This window comes from Pseudomonas sp. MBLB4123 (assembly GCF_051904775.1).
Taxonomy (GTDB): domain Bacteria; phylum Pseudomonadota; class Gammaproteobacteria; order Pseudomonadales; family Pseudomonadaceae; genus Aquipseudomonas; species Aquipseudomonas benzenivorans_B.
The window spans coordinates 572,334-587,751 of the sequence record NZ_CP196711.1 but is presented as its reverse complement, the minus strand read 5'-3'; the positions used below and the strand labels follow the sequence as shown (position 1 = coordinate 587,751).

General features: G+C 67.1%; 18 protein-coding genes. 4 read left to right on the top strand and 14 right to left on the bottom strand.

From position 1 onward, the window contains the following. Window positions 1-16 precede the first annotated feature (16 nt). The 8 genes from murB to ACSX1C_RS02895 all read right to left on the bottom strand — a co-directional run bounded on the left by murB (window position 17) and on the right by ACSX1C_RS02895 (window position 6,877). Window positions 17-1,036 (bottom strand): UDP-N-acetylmuramate dehydrogenase, encoded by a 1,020-nt coding sequence (gene murB, locus ACSX1C_RS02930; RefSeq protein WP_439888159.1) that lies wholly within the window; start codon window positions 1,034-1,036, stop codon window positions 17-19. Then, window positions 1,033-1,497, bottom strand: a complete 465-nt coding sequence (locus ACSX1C_RS02925; protein ID WP_439888158.1) for a low molecular weight protein-tyrosine-phosphatase — start codon at window positions 1,495-1,497, stop codon at window positions 1,033-1,035. The genes murB and ACSX1C_RS02925 overlap by 4 nt, the downstream gene beginning before the upstream one ends. Further along, on the bottom strand, window positions 1,497-2,261 hold the full coding sequence (gene kdsB, locus ACSX1C_RS02920) for a 3-deoxy-manno-octulosonate cytidylyltransferase (RefSeq protein ID WP_439888157.1): 765 nt from the start codon (window positions 2,259-2,261) through the stop codon (window positions 1,497-1,499). The genes ACSX1C_RS02925 and kdsB overlap by 1 nt, the downstream gene beginning before the upstream one ends. Next, a complete protein-coding gene (locus tag ACSX1C_RS02915) occupies window positions 2,262-2,447 on the bottom strand; it encodes a Trm112 family protein (RefSeq protein WP_318642144.1) in 186 nt (61 codons plus the stop codon). It lies immediately after the preceding gene. A 59-nt stretch (window positions 2,448-2,506) separates the two neighbouring features. After that, window positions 2,507-3,511, bottom strand: coding sequence for a tetraacyldisaccharide 4'-kinase (gene lpxK / locus ACSX1C_RS02910; protein ID WP_439888156.1), 1,005 nt, complete (start codon window positions 3,509-3,511; stop codon window positions 2,507-2,509). A 13-nt stretch (window positions 3,512-3,524) separates the two neighbouring features. Then, entirely contained in the window at window positions 3,525-3,953 is a 429-nt protein-coding gene (locus tag ACSX1C_RS02905) for an ExbD/TolR family protein (RefSeq protein WP_318642146.1), read from the bottom strand. Further along, on the bottom strand, window positions 3,950-4,582 hold the full coding sequence (locus ACSX1C_RS02900) for a MotA/TolQ/ExbB proton channel family protein (RefSeq protein ID WP_318642147.1): 633 nt from the start codon (window positions 4,580-4,582) through the stop codon (window positions 3,950-3,952). Before ACSX1C_RS02900 ends, ACSX1C_RS02905 begins: the two co-directional genes overlap by 4 nt. 72 nt (window positions 4,583-4,654) lie before the next feature. Continuing rightward, window positions 4,655-6,877, bottom strand: a complete 2,223-nt coding sequence (locus ACSX1C_RS02895; protein ID WP_439888155.1) for a DNA internalization-related competence protein ComEC/Rec2 — start codon at window positions 6,875-6,877, stop codon at window positions 4,655-4,657. A gap of 139 nt (window positions 6,878-7,016) precedes the next feature. Between ACSX1C_RS02895 and ACSX1C_RS02890 the strand changes: the two genes are divergently transcribed. Continuing rightward, window positions 7,017-7,550 (top strand): DUF2062 domain-containing protein, encoded by a 534-nt coding sequence (locus ACSX1C_RS02890; RefSeq protein WP_439888154.1) that lies wholly within the window; start codon window positions 7,017-7,019, stop codon window positions 7,548-7,550. Window positions 7,551-7,602: 52 nt separating this feature from the next. On the opposite strand, the gene ACSX1C_RS02885 is transcribed toward ACSX1C_RS02890, so the two are convergent. Genes ACSX1C_RS02885 through ACSX1C_RS02875 form a run of 3 tightly spaced genes read right to left on the bottom strand, consistent with a single transcriptional unit; the run spans window position 7,603 to window position 10,803 of the window. Next, window positions 7,603-8,847 carry a lipoprotein-releasing ABC transporter permease subunit gene (locus ACSX1C_RS02885; RefSeq protein ID WP_439888153.1) on the bottom strand — a complete coding sequence of 415 codons (1,245 nt, stop codon included), beginning with the start codon at window positions 8,845-8,847 and terminating at the stop codon, window positions 7,603-7,605. Beyond that, window positions 8,847-9,530, bottom strand: a complete 684-nt coding sequence (lolD, locus tag ACSX1C_RS02880) for a lipoprotein-releasing ABC transporter ATP-binding protein LolD (protein WP_318646337.1) — start codon at window positions 9,528-9,530, stop codon at window positions 8,847-8,849. Before lolD ends, ACSX1C_RS02885 begins: the two co-directional genes overlap by 1 nt. A gap of 22 nt (window positions 9,531-9,552) precedes the next feature. Continuing rightward, window positions 9,553-10,803: a lipoprotein-releasing ABC transporter permease subunit gene (locus ACSX1C_RS02875; RefSeq protein WP_439888152.1), complete on the bottom strand. Its 1,251-nt coding sequence runs from the start codon at window positions 10,801-10,803 to the stop codon at window positions 9,553-9,555. A 95-nt stretch (window positions 10,804-10,898) separates the two neighbouring features. Between ACSX1C_RS02875 and ACSX1C_RS02870 the strand changes: the two genes are divergently transcribed. The 3 genes from ACSX1C_RS02870 to ACSX1C_RS02860 are packed head-to-tail and all read left to right on the top strand — an operon-like array spanning window position 10,899 to window position 12,509. Continuing rightward, on the top strand, window positions 10,899-11,462 hold the full coding sequence (locus ACSX1C_RS02870) for a PilZ domain-containing protein (RefSeq protein ID WP_318642152.1): 564 nt from the start codon (window positions 10,899-10,901) through the stop codon (window positions 11,460-11,462). 27 nt (window positions 11,463-11,489) lie between these two features. Further along, a complete protein-coding gene (locus tag ACSX1C_RS02865; RefSeq protein ID WP_318642153.1) occupies window positions 11,490-11,780 on the top strand; it encodes a phosphodiesterase in 291 nt (96 codons plus the stop codon). 9 nt (window positions 11,781-11,789) lie between these two features. After that, the gene (locus ACSX1C_RS02860) at window positions 11,790-12,509 is read left to right on the top strand and encodes a glycerophosphodiester phosphodiesterase (RefSeq protein WP_439888151.1); all 720 of its coding nucleotides are present in this window, start codon (window positions 11,790-11,792) and stop codon (window positions 12,507-12,509) included. Between the two features lie 158 nt (window positions 12,510-12,667). Here the strand turns inward: ACSX1C_RS02860 and sthA are convergent, their stop codons facing one another. The 3 genes from sthA to ACSX1C_RS02845 all read right to left on the bottom strand — a co-directional run bounded on the left by sthA (window position 12,668) and on the right by ACSX1C_RS02845 (window position 15,418). After that, window positions 12,668-14,062 carry a Si-specific NAD(P)(+) transhydrogenase gene (gene sthA / locus ACSX1C_RS02855; RefSeq protein WP_318642155.1) on the bottom strand — a complete coding sequence of 465 codons (1,395 nt, stop codon included), beginning with the start codon at window positions 14,060-14,062 and terminating at the stop codon, window positions 12,668-12,670. 106 nt (window positions 14,063-14,168) lie between these two features. Continuing rightward, the gene (gene nqrM / locus ACSX1C_RS02850) at window positions 14,169-14,396 is read right to left on the bottom strand and encodes a (Na+)-NQR maturation NqrM (RefSeq protein WP_318642156.1); all 228 of its coding nucleotides are present in this window, start codon (window positions 14,394-14,396) and stop codon (window positions 14,169-14,171) included. Then, complete coding sequence (locus tag ACSX1C_RS02845) at window positions 14,393-15,418, bottom strand: FAD:protein FMN transferase (RefSeq protein ID WP_439888150.1); 1,026 nt, start codon at window positions 15,416-15,418, stop codon at window positions 14,393-14,395. Before ACSX1C_RS02845 ends, nqrM begins: the two co-directional genes overlap by 4 nt.

Below are 15,418 nucleotides of genomic sequence, written 5' to 3'. Positions count from 1 at the left end.
CACGGCGCCACAACGGTCAGAGCACGTTGGGCTCGATCTCCAGGATCACCGCGAAGCGCTCGACGATATCCGCCTGGATGCGCCGCGCCAGGGCCAACAGCTGCAGCCCGGTCGCCTGCCCGTAGTTGACCAGCACCAACGCCTGCAGGCGATGCACCCCCGCATCCCCCTCGCGGAAGCCCTTCCACCCGGCCCGCTCGATCAGCCAGCCGGCCGCCAGCTTCACCAGGCCATCGGCCTGCGGATAGGCCACCAGATCGGCATGCTCGGCCCGCAGGCGCTGCGCCAACTCGGCCGTGACCAGGGGATTCTTGAAGAAGCTGCCGGCATTGCCCAGCACCTTAGGGTCCGGCAACTTCTCGCTGCGAATGGCGCAGATGGCCCGACTGACATCCATCGCCGTCGGCACCTCGATGCCCTGCTCGACCAGGCGCTGGCGAACCGGGCCATAGTCCAGATGCAGCGCCGCCGAGCGACTCAGGGCGAAGCGCACCCGCAATATCACCCAACGCCCCGCCTCGCGCTTGAAGCGGCTGTCGCGGTAGGCGAATGCGCAGTCGGCCGGGCCGAACTCATGCAGCTCACCCGTCTCGCGATCCAGCGCGGTCAGGCCGGCAAACACGTCCTTGAGCTCGACACCATAGGCACCGATGTTCTGCATGGGCGCGGCCCCCACGGTGCCGGGTATCAGGCTGAGATTCTCCAGGCCGACGTAGCCCTGCTGCAGCGTCCATTGCACGAAGGGATGCCAGGACTCGCCCGCCTCCGCCTCGATCAGCACGCGCTCGCCAGCATCGTCCAGCACGCGGATGCCGCGACTGGCCATGCGCAGCACCAGAGCCTCGACATCGGCAGTCAGCAGCAGATTGCTGCCGCCACCGAGCAGCAACAGCGGCAGCCCTCGCTCGGCAACGTAGGCCAGGGCCTGGCGCACCTCGCCGTCGTCGTGCGCCTCGGCGAACCGGCGCGCCCGGGCCTCGACGGCGAAACTGTTATAGGCCTTGAGCGAGACATGCTCGCGGACCTGCAAAGTCATAGACGCTCCCTGAGTTCGCGCACCAGGGCGTCGCCGGCCTGCTCGATCAGGTCCAGGACCTGCTCGAAGCCGGCCTCGCCGCCATAGTAAGGATCGGGCACCTCATCCGGCGCCAACTGGTAGCGACGCAGGAAAAGATCCAGCTCGGCACCGCCGCCAGAAGGGCGCAACCGCTCAAGATGGCGCAGATTGCTGGCGTCCATGGCCAGGATCAGGTCGAAACGGGCGAAATCCTCGGCAGACACCTGGCGCGCCCGCAGAGCCGACAGGTCATAGCCGCGGCGCAACGCCGCCTGGCCGGTCCGCGTGTCCGGTGCCTTGCCGACATGCCAGTCGCCGGTGCCGGCCGAATCGACCTCGACACGGGCTGCCAACCCCGCCTCGCGCAATTTGTGGCGCAGCACCCCCTCGGCGGTGGGCGAGCGGCAGATATTGCCCAGGCAAACGAACAGGACGCGCATCAGGCCTCCAGCAGCCGGCGCACGCGCTCGAGGTCGTCCGCGGTATCGACCCCGGCCGGCGGGGCCTGCAGGGCGTCGGCGACATGGATGCGCACGCCGTGCCAGAGCGCCCGCAACTGCTCCAGGCACTCGGTGTTTTCCAGCCAGCAGGGGCCCCAGGCGACGAAGTCGTGGAGGAACTGCGCGCGGTAGGCGTAGATGCCGATATGCCGGCGGTAGGGCACCCCGGCCGGCAGCTGCTGGCGATCGACGGCAAAGGCATCCCGTGCCCAAGGCAGTGGCGCGCGGCTGAAGGTCAGGGCCAGGCCGCTCGCATCGCTGGCCACCTTGACCACGTTGGGATTGAACAGCGCGGACACCTCATCGATCGGCTCGGCCAGGGTGGCGATCGCCGCCTGGGGGTTGGCCGCCAGGTTGGCCGCCACCTGATCGATGATCGCCGGCGGAATCAGCGGCTCGTCACCCTGCACGTTGACCACTATGGCGTCGGCAGCCAGCCCCAAAGCGCTGGCGACCTCGGCCAGGCGGTCGGTACCGGAGTTGTGGTCGGGGCGGGTCAGCTGCACCGCCGCGCCGAACCCCCGGCAGGCCTCGACGATGCGTGCATCGTCGGTGGCCACCACCACCTGCTGGGCGCCGCTCTTGCAAGCCTGCTCCCAGACATGCTGGATCATCGGCTTGCCGGCGATCTGCTGCAACGGCTTGCCTGGCAGGCGGCTGGAGGCGTAGCGCGCCGGAATCACCACGGTGAAGGCTGTGCTCATCTACTTGTCCAGGCGCTCGTCGACGTTCAGGGTACGGGCTTCGCTTTCCAGCATCACCGGGATGCCATCGCGCACCGGAAAGGCCAGGCCGTCGGCCTTGCAGATCAACTCGCCCTTGTCGGCGGTCAGGTGCAACGGCCCCTTGCACAGGGGGCAGGCCAAGATATCGAGAAGTTTCGGGTCCATGGGAAATCCTTGCTAGAGGGCTGCATCGGTCGCCGACGCCCCCAGACGGCCGCGAAGGACTAGGGAGCTAAGGGCAGCAAGCGGGCCAGTTGGCTGTCGAACCAGGTGACAAAGGCCGTCGAGGGCTCGGCATCCACCGCCAGGTACCACCAGTCATCGACGGCGAAGGCCCGGCATTTCACCGCATCCTTCTCGGTCATCAGCACGGGCAGGCGCGGGCTGAAATCCAGCAGCTCGGCGCTGTACTGCGCATGGTCGGCGAAGGCATGCGGAATCGGCCGCCAGTGTAGCGCCTCGAGCGTGGCGAAGAAACGCTGCGGATTGCCGATACCGGCCACCGCATGGACGCCTTGCCCAGGTGGAAAGTGGCTCAGCGGCCGGCGCTCGCCACTGCGCAGGTTGACCAGGGCGCGTGGACGCAGACAGAAGCCGTAGCCGCCCGCAGGATCGCCCTCGGCGCCATTGTGCAGCACCGCGTCGACGCTGCGCAGGCGCTCGACCGGCTCGCGCAGCGGCCCCGCCGGCAGGCAGCGGCGATTGCCCAGCCCCCGCGCCGCATCGATCAGCACCAGTTCCAGGTCGCGGGCCAGGCGATAGTGCTGCAGGCCGTCGTCGCTGAGGATCAGGTCGAGGCGTTCCTGCTCGAGCAGGGCCCGCGCCGCTCGCCCCCGGTCGGGGTCGATCATCAGCGCCACCCCGCTGCGCTGGACGATCAGCAGCGGCTCGTCGCCGGCGATGGCGGCCTCCTGTTCGGCGCGCACCCGCCAGGGAAACTGCGGCGGCTGCGCACCATAGCCGCGGCTGACCACCCCGACCCGCAGGCCGCGGGCCCGGCAGTGTTCGATCAGCCAGAGGATCAGCGGGGTCTTGCCGGTGCCGCCGACGGTGATGTTGCCCACCACCAGCACCGGCACGGGGGCCCGATATATATCGCCCTCGCCCGCGAGGAAACGGGCGCGCTTGCGCCGCACCACCCGACGATAGAGGGCCTCCAGAGGACGCAGCAGGCCGAGCGCCGGGTGACCGGCATACCAGGCGGCGACCAGGCGATCGGACAGCCCCATCAACCGAAGCTCATCACGGTGCGGCCTGTGCCTCGACCGTGGTGATGCGCAGGTGGGCGAAGCCCAGCTTGCCGGCGGCGTCCATGGCGGTGATCACCGCCTGGTGCGGGGTCTTGGCATCGGCGCTGATGGTCAGCGGCAGGCTGTTGTCGCCCTCGGACTCCTTGATCAGGGCGGCGCTCAGCCCCTCCAGATCGCTCTTGAGCAGCTGCCGACCGTTCAGCGCATAGCTGCCGTCGGCGGCGATCAGCACCTCCAGCTGCTTGAGCTCGGTCTGCTCCGGCGGCGTGCCGCTGGCGGCCTCGGGCAGGTCGACCTTGAGCTGGGTCTCGCGGGTGAAGGTGGTGGTGACCACGAAGAACAGCAGCAGGATGAACACCACGTCGATCAACGAGGCCAGGTTGATCTCGACGTTCTCCCGCGGTTTGCGTCGGAACTTCACGCCTTGCCCTCACCCAGGTCGACGTCGCGGTCGCCCTGCACCACCTCCACCAGCTTGATCGCCTCCTGCTCCATGCCGACCACCAGCTCGTCGATGCGCCGTTGCAGGTAGCGGTGGAAGAACAACGCCGGAATGGCCACCATCAGGCCGGCCGCCGTGGTGATCAGCGCCTTGGCGATGCCGCCGGCGAGCACCGGGGCATTGGCCATGCCCGATCCCATGAAGGAGCTGAAGATCTCGATCATGCCCAGCACGGTGCCGAGCAGGCCGAGCAGAGGGGCGATGCCGGCGATGGTGCCGAGGGCGTTGAGGTAGCGCTCGAGCTCATGGATGACCCGCGCGGCAGCCTCCTCGATGCACTCCTTCATGATCTCCCGGCCATGCTTGGAGTTGGCCAGGCCGGCCGCGAGAATCTGCCCCAGGGGCGAATTGGCGCGCAGCTCCTTGAGTTTCTGGCTGCTCAGCTTCTTGTCCTTGATCCAGCGCCACACCTCGCCCAGCAGGTTGGGCGGGGTGATACGGCTGGCGCGCAACGTCCACAGGCGCTCGGCGATGATGCCGGCCGCGGCGATGGAACACAGGATAATTGGCAGCATCATCCAGCCGCCGGCTTTGACCAGTTCCCACACAGTGGTAAATCCCCTTCGGAAAAGTGGCGCCACTCTAGCATAGGGGCGCCCCCTCGCCGACCGGCGCCGTTCTCATTTTTCTCGCCAGAATCGACGCTCGGTGCGCAGCCCCCGGGCCTCGCCGAAGGTGCCCAGGCGCAGCTGCAGGGCGCCCTGCTCGGCCGTGTCATAGAGCCGCGCGGGCAGCGCCGCATAACGCGCCACAACCGTGGGATGGGGGTGGCCGAAGCCATTGTGGCGACCCCGGGAGATCAGCGCCGCGCGCGGCGCCACGGCCTTTAGGAAGGCGGCGGAAGAGGAGCTGCGGCTGCCATGATGGGGCACCAGCAGCCAGTCGGCGCGCAGATCCAGGCCCGTGGCGAGCAAGGCCCGCTCGGCGCGACTGTCGATATCGCCGGTCAACCACAGGCGCTCGCCTGCCGCCTCGACCAACAGCACGCAGGAGGACTGGTTGGCATCGCTCGCCTGAGCCCAACGCCAGAGGCTGAAACGCACCCCGTCCCACTCCCAGCGATGACCTGACGGGCAATCCTGGGCCCGCAGCTGCGCCGGCAAGACGCCGGCCTCGCCGCTCCACACCCGCTCGACCGCCATGCCCTGGCGTATGGCCGGGGCGCCACCGGCATGATCGTTGTCGGCGTGGCTGATCAGCAGCAGATCGAGGCGCCGCACATCCAGGGCCCGCAGCGAGGGCAGCACCACACGCTCGCCGATATCGAACTCGCCGAAGCGCGCGCCGGCGTCATACAACAGCGCATGCTCCCGGGTACGCAGCAGCACGGCCAGACCCTGACCGACGTCCAGCACCCAGACCTCGGCCTGCCCCTGGGGCGGCCTCGACTGCGGACTGCAGAACATCGGCAGCAGCAGGAGCCAGCCGAGCCCACGCAGGGGAATACCGGACGGCAACAACAGCAACAAGGCACCGAGCATCAGCAACAACCAGACGCCGACCGGCAGGGAACTGGGCAACCAGGCCGGCAACCAGGTGGCGATCGACGCCAACAGGCGGAACAGCAACTCGAGGGCACCACCGGCCAGCCACAGCAATCCCTCACCTACTGCCGGCACCGGCAGCAACAGGGTGCCGAGCAGGGCCAAGGGCACGACCGCCATGCCGACCCAGGGCACGGCGACCAGGTTGGCCAGCGGGCCGCTGGCACTGACCGGCAGCCCCAATGCCAGCAGCAAGGGCAACAGCCCGACCGCCATCGCCCACTGCGCCCGCCCCAGGCTGCGCCACCAGGACCAGGCGCCCAGACGGCCGCCGAAGATCAGAATCAACAGAGCCACCGCGCCGAAGGACAACCAGAAGCCCGGCTGCAGGCTGCTCAAAGGCTCAATCAACAGCACCAGGGCCAGGGCTGCCAGCAACGGCAACCAGGCGCCGAGATGGCGAAAGCGCCAACGCCAGAGCAGCACCAGCGCAACCATCACACAGGCACGCCGCACCGGCACCTCGAACCCCGCCGCCACCCCGTAGACCAGTGCCCCGCAGCAGGCCAGGAGGCAGGCACTGGGCAGCCAGGGCCAGCCCCGCGGCCACCACCCCAGGCGCGCCAGCCCTGCCACCAGGCCGTAAAGCAAGCCCGCCACCAGGGCGATATGTTGACCGGAGATCACCAGCAGATGCACGGTGCCGGTATGCTGCAGCACCCGCCAATCCGCCGCCGTCAGCCCCGAGTCGTCGCCCAGCACCAGGGCCGCCAGCGCTCCCGTGCGCGGACCGCCGCTACCAAGCAAGCGCTGACGCAGCGCATCGCGCCAGGCCAGCGCTCCCGCGGCCGCCTCCAGTCGGCGTCCGCTCTTCACCGTGCCGGTGGCGCCAATGCGCTGCGCCAGCAGCCAGGCCTCGTAGTCGAAGGATTGCGGATTGACCAGGCCATGGGGACGCTTCAGCCGTACCGCCAGGCGCCAGGTCTCGCCACCTCGCACCTGCGGCCCGCCGTACCAGGCCAGACGAATCCGCGTCGGCAGCTCGGCGCGCCGCGACTTCGCCTGGTGCACTTCGAAGCGCACCACGCCCTCGCGCACCTCCGGCAACCCCGCCACCCGCCCCTCCAGCCACAGGGTGCGCTCATCCAGCTCAGGCGCCAGGCGGTCATCCAGTGCCCACTGGGCCGAGATACAGGCCCAAGCGAAACCGATGAGGAAGAACCCCAGCGGATAGCCGCGGGACGGCAGTAGCGACACACCCAGCAATGCCAGCAGAGCCGAGAGCCAGACAGCCGGCAGGGACGGCAGAAACCGCAGCACCAGCAATCCCGCGACCAGCGCGAATATCCCCAGGCGCATAGCCAAGCACTCCTTCAGATCCTTCCATGAATCCAGCGGGGCGACGGACTCCTACATATTTGCTGTCACAAAGAGTAAAAGCAGCCGTTTTCGAATCTGTGCATAATATCGACGCTTTTCAGCCCGCCAGAGAGCTTCCATGCCGCGTCGTTTCTTCAAGCGCTACATGCCCAACCCGGATCGCATCAAGGGCAACAAGTCCCTGCGCTTTCTCGGCACGCTGATCCACGACCCCAACCTCTGGCACCTCAACCGCCACTCGGTCTCCCGCGCCATGGCCATCGGCCTGTTCTGGGCGATGATCCCGATGCCCATGCAGATGATCGCCGCCGCGGTGGTGGCGATTCCGGCGCGCGCCAACCTGCCGATCTCGCTCGGCCTGGTCTGGCTGACCAACCCGATCACCATGCCGCCGGTGTTCTACTGCAGCTACAAGTTCGGCGCCTGGATGACCAACACCCCGACCCTGCGCATGCCCGACGAGGTCACCCTGGGCTGGATCGGCCAGGTGCTGCAGAGTCATTGGCAGCCGCTGTATCTCGGCTCCCTGGTGCTGGGCCTGCTGCTCGCCACGATCGGTTATCTGGCCACCAACACCTACTGGCACTGGTGGGTCCGGCATAACTGGCGCAAGCGCCAGGAGAAACGGCGCAAGGACAAAGCCCAGGGCTGAAACGAAAAAAGCCGTTACCCGGGTAACGGCTTTTTTCTGTGCGCAGCTTAGCTCACTCGTAGCGCAACGCCTCGGCCGGCTGCACCTGCGCGGCGCGCCAGGACGGGTACAGGGTGGCGAGAAAGCTCAGAACCAGAGCCGCCGAGCAGATCAACACGACATCGGACAGCAGCAGCTGCGACGGCAGGTTGCTGATGAAGTAGACATCGGAGCTGAGCACCTCTTGGCCGCTGATGCGCTCGATCCAGCCGACCAGCTGGCTGACGTTCAACGCCGCCAGCACGCCCAGCACCCCGCCGATCAGCGTACCCACGGTGCCGATCACCGTGCCCTGCACCATGAAGATACCCATGATCTGCCGTGGCGTCGCGCCGAGGGTGCGCAGGATGGCGATATCGGCGCCCTTGTCGGCCACCACCATGATCAGGGTGGCGATGATATTGAAGGCCGCCACCGCGACGATCAGCAGCAGCAGCAGGCCGATCATGGTCTTCTCCATCTTCATCGCGCTGAACAGGCTGCCCTGGGTCTGGGTCCAGTCGCTGGCCCGGTAGCCCTCGCCCAGTTGCGCCGCGACCTCGGCGGACACCTGCGGCGCCTCATAGAGATCCTTCAGCTTCAGCCGCAGGCTCTGTACCTGGCCCGGCGCCAGACGCTGGATCTGCGCGGCATCGGCCACGTTGATCAAGGCCAGGGAGCTGTCCAGCTCGGCGCCGACCTTGAATACCCCGACCACGTTGATCCGCTGCATGCGCGGCACCACCCCGCCCGGCACCGAACCGAGCTCGGGCACGATCAGGGTCAACTTGTCGCCGACCTTGAGCTGGAAGCGCCGCGCGGTGATCTCGCCGATCACCACGCCGAACTCGCCGGCCTCGAGGTCATCCAGACGGCCCTGGAGCATGTGCTGGGGCAGGATGGAGACCCGCGACTCGAATCGCGGGTCGATGCCCTGCAGCTGAATCGGCTGCATCGCCCCGCGGTGCGACAGCATGCCCTCCAACTCGGCGAAGGGCGCGGCCGCCAGCACCTGCGGGTGCCGGCCGGCGACCTCGGCGACCGCCTGCCAATCGTCCAGGGCCTGCTCATTGGCGATGCTGGCGTGGGGCACCATGCCGAGGATGCGCGAGCTCATTTCCTTCTGGAAGCCGTTCATCACCGACAACACCACTATCATCGCCAGCACGCCCAGGGCCAGGCCGATCATCGAGGTCAGGGAGATGAAGGAGATGAAGTGGTTGCGCCGCTTGGCCCGGGTATAGCGGCTGCCGATGAAGATGCTCAGCGGACGGAACATCAGGCGGCCACCAGCTTGCCGTCTTCCAGGCGCAGCACCCGGTCCATCTGCAGGGCCAGCTGCATGTCGTGGGTCACCACCAGGAAGGCGGTCTGCGACGAACTGCTCAGCTCCTTCATCAGCTCCTGGATGCCCTGGGCGGTGTGATGGTCGAGGTTGCCGGTCGGCTCGTCCAGCAACACCAGCCCCGGGCGGTTGACCAGGGCGCGGGCGATCGCCACCCGCTGGCGTTCGCCACCGGACAGCTCCGCCGGCTTGTGCGCCAGGCGATGGCCCAGGCCGACCCGCTCGAGCAGCGCGGTGGCCCGCTGGCGCGCCTCGGCGATGGCCGTGCGACCGATCAGCAGCGGCATGCACACGTTCTCCAGGGCGGTGAACTCCGGCAATAGGTGGTGGAACTGGTAGACGAAGCCCAGTGCCCGGTTGCGCAGCAGGCCGCGCTCCTTCTCGCCCAGTGCCGACAGTTCCTCGCCGGCCAGCCAGACGCTGCCGCTGCTCGGCGTATCCAGGCCGCCGAGCATATTCAGCAGGGTGCTCTTACCGGAGCCCGAGCTGCCGACGATGGCCACCCGCTCGCCAGGATGCAGCTCGAGGGCCAGCCCATCGAGCACCACCACCGATTGCGGGCCCTCCTCGTAACGCTTGCCCAGGTTGCGGCAGCTCAACACGGCCTGATCATGCATGACGCGATCACCCATCGATAGATTATTCATAACGCAGCGCCTCCGCCGGCTGAGTACGCGCCGCGCGCCAGGCCGGGTACAGGGTGGCAAGGAAACTCAGCACCAGGGCGGCCGCGCACACCAGCAGCACATCCGCCCACATCAGTTGCGATGGCAGGTAGTCGATGAAGTACACATCGGCATTGAGGAACTTGATCCCCAGCAGGCGCTCCAGCGCCGCGACCCCGGCGCTGACATTCAACGCCGCCCAGATCCCCAGCAGCGCGCCTATGGCGGTGCCGAACACGCCGATCACCGTGCCCTGGACCATGAAGATCGCCATGATCTGCCGCGGCGTCGAGCCCAGGGTACGCAGGATGGCGATATCGCCCTTCTTGTCGGTGACCACCATGACCAGGGTCGAGATGATGTTGAACGCGGCCACCGCGACGATGAGCAGCAGCAGCAGGCCGATGATCGCCTTCTCCATGCGGATCGCCTGGTACAGGTTGCCGTGGGTGCGGGTCCAGTCGCGGGCGTGGTAATCGCCCTTGCCCAGGGTCTGGGCCAGCGCCCAGGCGGTGCGCGGCGCCTGGAACAGGTCGGCGAACTTCAGCCGCACCCCCTGCACCTGACCGGGCTTCCAGCGCTGCAGGCGGGCCAGATCCTGGACATGGGCCAGGGCCAGGTGGCCGTCGATTTCGCCGGCGCCGACATGGAAGATGCCGACCACGGTGAAACGCTTGAGACGCGGGAACATCCCCGCCGGGGTGACCGTGACCTCGGGGGCGACGAAGGTGAGTTTGTCGCCCAACCCAACGCCCAGTTTGGCCGCGGCCTTGTCGCCGATGACCATGCCGAACTCACCCGGCGCCAGGTCCCCGAGGCGCCCCTGCCGGAAGAAGTCGCCGATGATCGACACCTGCGCCTCGTGCAGCGGGTCGATCGCATTGATCAGCACCTTCTGCACCTTGCCGTCGTTGCTGAGCAGCCCCTGCATCTGGCTGAAGGGTGCCGCCGCCTGCACCTGCGGGTGCTTCAACGCACCGGCGGCCAGGCCCTGCCAATCGTCGAGCGGCGTGGCGCTCTCGAGCGTGGCGTGCGGCACCATGCCCAGGACCCGGGTGCGCATCTCGTGATCGAAGCCGTTCATCACCGACAGCACCAGGATCATCACCAGCACACCGAGCGCCAGCCCGAGCATAGAGGTCAGGGAAATGAAGGAAACGAAGTGATTGCGGCGCTTGGCACGGGTGTAGCGCGTACCGATGAATACGAACAGGGGTCTGAACATGTCGAGGGCTGGTTCGGGGGAAAGAGGAACGTCCTTGTGGCGGGGCTCGGCGCGCAGCCTTACACTCAGACCACTACTGCTGCCATGGGTTCGCCATGTCGTCTCAAGAAGAAGATCGCCGCGAATACTATCGTATCGTCGACACGATCGCACTGGATTTCACCCCGCTGTCTGGGGCCGAAGCGCAGGCCAGCGACGCGCTTCACGACAGTTCGCCGCTGTTCAACCTGCTCAGCGACCTGCACCTGATGGACTTCGAATCGCAACACCTGCTGCGCCATATCAGCGAACGCGACCGCACCCTGGCCAACTACCTCAAGGTGATCAACAAGCGCATCGACCTGCTCGGCCAGGCCGTGGCCCAGAGCCTGCTGCGCGATATCGGCGCACCGAAGCAGGTCTGCCTGTCCGAGGGCGGGGTCAGGTTCGATCACGCCAAGGCCGTTGCCGTCGACAGCCATCTGGCGATCAAGATGGTGCTCATGCCCCAGGCGCTCGGCCTGCTGCTGCGCGCCAAGGTCGTGCACTGCCGCGAGCGCCCCGACGGCCAGTTCGATATCGGCACCGAGTTCGAAGCATTGACCGACGCACAGCGCCAATTGCTCGCTCGGCATATCCTGCAGAAGCAGGCCTGGGAACGCCGCCAGGCCCGCGAATAGCCCTATGAGCCACTCGAAGGGAAGCCTATGCCACACCTAGCAATACTGCTCGCCCTGCTTCTGCCACTGACGAGCAATGCCGAAACCCTGCAGATCCCCATCGGCCAGCAAGGCGCCACAGACCTTGCGCTGCCGCAGCGCGGCGACTCGCAACGCGCGGTGCTCGAACGCTTCGGCCTGGCCGACGAAGAGCATGCGCCGGTCGGCCAGCCGCCCATCAGCCGCTGGGACTACCGCGAATTCAGCGTGTATTTCGAATACGACCATGTGATCAACAGCGTGCGCCACCACCAGCCGCGCACCGCCACGCCCGAGTAAGGAGCAATCGTGACCCTGATTTACGGCCACCGCGGCGCCAAGGGCGAAGCGCCGGAAAACACCCTCGCCAGCTTCCAGACCTGTCTTGGCCACGGCGTGCGTCGCTGCGAGCTGGACCTGCACCTGTCGCGCGACGGCGAGCTGATGGTCATCCATGACCCGACCCTCAAGCGCACCACCGGCCATCGCGGCAAGGTGGTCGAGCACGATGCCGCCGAGCTGGCCGGCTATGACGCGCGCCAGGGCGGACCGGAATGGCCCACGCCCTGCCCCATCCCGCGCCTGAGCGAACTGTTCGAGCAGTGCGACTTCGAGCACTGGCAACTGGAGGTCAAGAGCGCCTCGCGAGTCCGGGCTGCACGTACCGTCGAGGCGATTGCCGAGCTGGCCAGGCATCACGGGCTGACCGAGCGGATTACCGTGACCTCCGGCTCGCGGGAAGTGCTGCGGGCGCTGCAACGCCTGCATCCGCAAATCTCCCGCGGCCTGGTCGCCGAGCACGCCTGGCTCGACCCCTTGAAGGTGGCCCGGCACTACGGCTGTGAACTGCTGGCCCTGAACTGGACGCTGTGCAGCCCGGAGCGCCTGGTCCGGGCACAGAAGGCAGGCCTGCATGTGTCGGTGTGGACGGTCAACGAGCCGGCGCTGATGCGCCGCCTCGCCGATTTCGGCGCGAACAGCCTGATCACCGACTTCCCCGGCCTGGCCGTGGCAACCCTGGCGCGCTGACCCAGCCAGGCCGGCCACGGCCGGGCATGAAAAAACCGGCCACAGCGCCGGTTTTTTCATGCCGCCTGGTCAGAAACTCTCCCGATTCGGCCAGCGCCAGGCCGGGGAGTCGCTGAACGGGTCCTCCCCGACCGGCTCAGGCCACCGGTCGGAGCCGCTCAAAAAAGCCGGTTGAGCCCATCGAACGCCGCCACCCGGTAGGCCTCGGCCATGGTCGGGTAGTTGAAGGTGGTGTTGACGAAGTATTTGATGCTGTTCGCCTCGCCCTTCTGGTTCATGATCGCCTGGCCGATGTGCACGATCTCCGAGGCCTGATAGCCGAAACAGTGCACGCCGAGCACCTCCAGGGTCTCGCGATGGAAGAGGATCTTCAGCATGCCCACCGGCTCGCTGGAGATCTGCGCCCGCGCCATGCTCTTGAAGAAGGCCTTGCCGACTTCGTAAGGAATCTTGGCCTGGGTCAGCTCGCGCTCGTTCTTGCCGATCGAGCTGATCTCAGGAATGGTGTAGATGCCGGTCGGCACATCGTCGACGAAACGCCAGCTGTCGTTCTCGACTATGTTGCCGGAGGCCGAGCGCCCCTGGTCGTAGGCCGCACTGGCCAGGCTCGGCCAACCGATCACGTCGCCCGCGGCGAAGATAGTGGATATCTCGGTGCGGTAGTTCTGGTCGACCTCGACCTGACCGCGACTGTTGACCTGGATGCCGATGTTCTCCAGGCCCAGCTTGTCGGTGTTGCCGGTGCGGCCGTTGCACCAGAGCAGGGCGTCGGCCTTGATCTTCTTGCCGGACTTCAGGTGCAGGATCACCCCGTTGTCCAGGCCCTCGATACGCTCGTACTCCTCGTTATGCCGGATCAGCACGTTGTTGTTGCGCAGGTGGTAGCTGAGGGCGTCGGAGATCTCCGCATCGAGGAAGCTGAGCAGCTGCTCGCGGTTGTCGATCAGGTCGACCAGCACGCCCAGGCCGCTGAAGATCGAGGCGTACTCGCAGCCGATGACCCCGGCGCCGTAGATGATCAGGCGGCGCGGGGTGTGGCTCAGAGTCAGGATGGTGTCGCTGTCGTAGACCCGCGGGTGGCGGAAGTCGACGTCGGCCGGACGATAGGGGCGCGAACCGGTGGCGATGACGATCTGCTTGGCCACCAGCGTCTCCACCACGCCACTGGGGCACACCACTTCGATGGTCTGCTCGTCGGCGAAGCTGCCGGTGCCGTAGAACAGGTCGATGCGGTTACGCGCGTAGTAGCCGGTGCGCGAGGTGACCTGCTTGCCGATCACCCGTTCGGCGCTCTTGAGCACATCCGGGAAGGAGAACCAGCGCGGTTCGCCGATCTGGCGGAACATCGGGTTGGTGTTGAACTGCATGATCTGGCGCACCGAATGACGCAGCGCCTTGGACGGAATGGTGCCCAGGTGGGTGCAGTTGCCGCCGACCTCGCGGCGGGTATCGACCACCGCCACCTTGCGCCCGGCCTTCGCGGCATTCATCGCCGCCCCCTCACCCGCCGGGCCGGAGCCCAGCACCACTACATCGTAGTTGTAGACCGCCATGTTTACTCCTTCGGATCACACCGGAGCGCTTATGGCGCACCCTCGGCAGGACCGGCACTGCGGATGAGTGCCGGCAATCAATCTGACCGCGCAACGCGGCCGGGCATCAGCGCTTGGTCGCGTCGTATGCCAGGTCGGCGGCCGGCTGCTCCGGCGCGCGATTGACCTCTTCGCACTTCTCGCGACTGCCGCCGCAGATCGAGCATTCTTTCTCGATGCCCAGGTTGGCGATGCCGCCACAGGAGCCGGCGATGGGCTTGCGCCCCATGATCACGCCGACCGCCATCAGGCCCACCATCAGCAGCATGGCCAGAAAAACCACTACAAAAATCATTGCTCTTCTCCTGCGGCGAACAGTTGCTCGAATGCCGCGGTAGTCCGTGTGACGAAGCCCTCGCCATCGCGGGTCACGAAAAAGGCCGCGATACCGGCCCCTTCAGCGTAGGCCAGGCCACGCTCGGGCCCCAGCACCATCAACAATGTGGACAAGCCATCGGCCCTTAAGGTCGATCGATCGGCCACGGTCACCGACGCCAGTTTGTGAGTGATGGGCGCGCCGGTTTGCGGGTCCAGGGTATGGGAATAGCGCGTGCCATTCTCCTCGAAATAGTTGCGGTAGTCGCCGGAGGTGGAGATGCCGTAGCCGTCCAGCTGCAGGATGCGCTGGGCCACCCGCTGATCGTCCCGCGGCGCCTCGATGGCGATACGCCAGGGCTCGCCTCCGGGCTTGCGGCCGGCGGCCTTCAGCTCCCCGGTGACATCCACCAGGTAACGACTGACCCCCAGCTCGCCCAGGCGGGCGACGATACGCTCGACCGTGTAGCCGGCGGCGATGCTGTTGAGATCCAGTTGCAGGTCGACATCCTTGCACAGCTGAGCGCCTTCGATGCGCAGATGCCGATGGCCGGTATGCCGGCGCGCCTCGGCCAACTGTTGCGCAGTCGGCACCTGCTCGACCCGTGCCTGGGGGCCGAAGCCCCAGAGGTTGAGCAAGGGCTCCAGGGTCAGGTCGAAGGCCCCGCCGCTCTCCTGCGCCAGCGCCTGCCCGGCGCGCACCAGCTGCAACAACGCATCCGGCATGGCCATGCAACTGCCGGCCGGGGCGCGGTTGAATTGGGAGATCAGCGAGTCGTCGCGGTAGGTGGACATCTGCCGGTCGACCTCGGCGAGGATCGCCTCGGTCTCGGCCTTGAGCCGGTCGGGGCCCGGCGTGCCTTCGGCACGTACGTACTTGACCGAGTAGGTGCTGCCCATGGTCGGGCCGCCGAACTCCTCGACCCCCTCGGAAAACCAACAGCCCGTTAAGGCGGCCGCCAAGGCGACCGCGATAACGGGCTGGAGTACCGCATGCCCCAT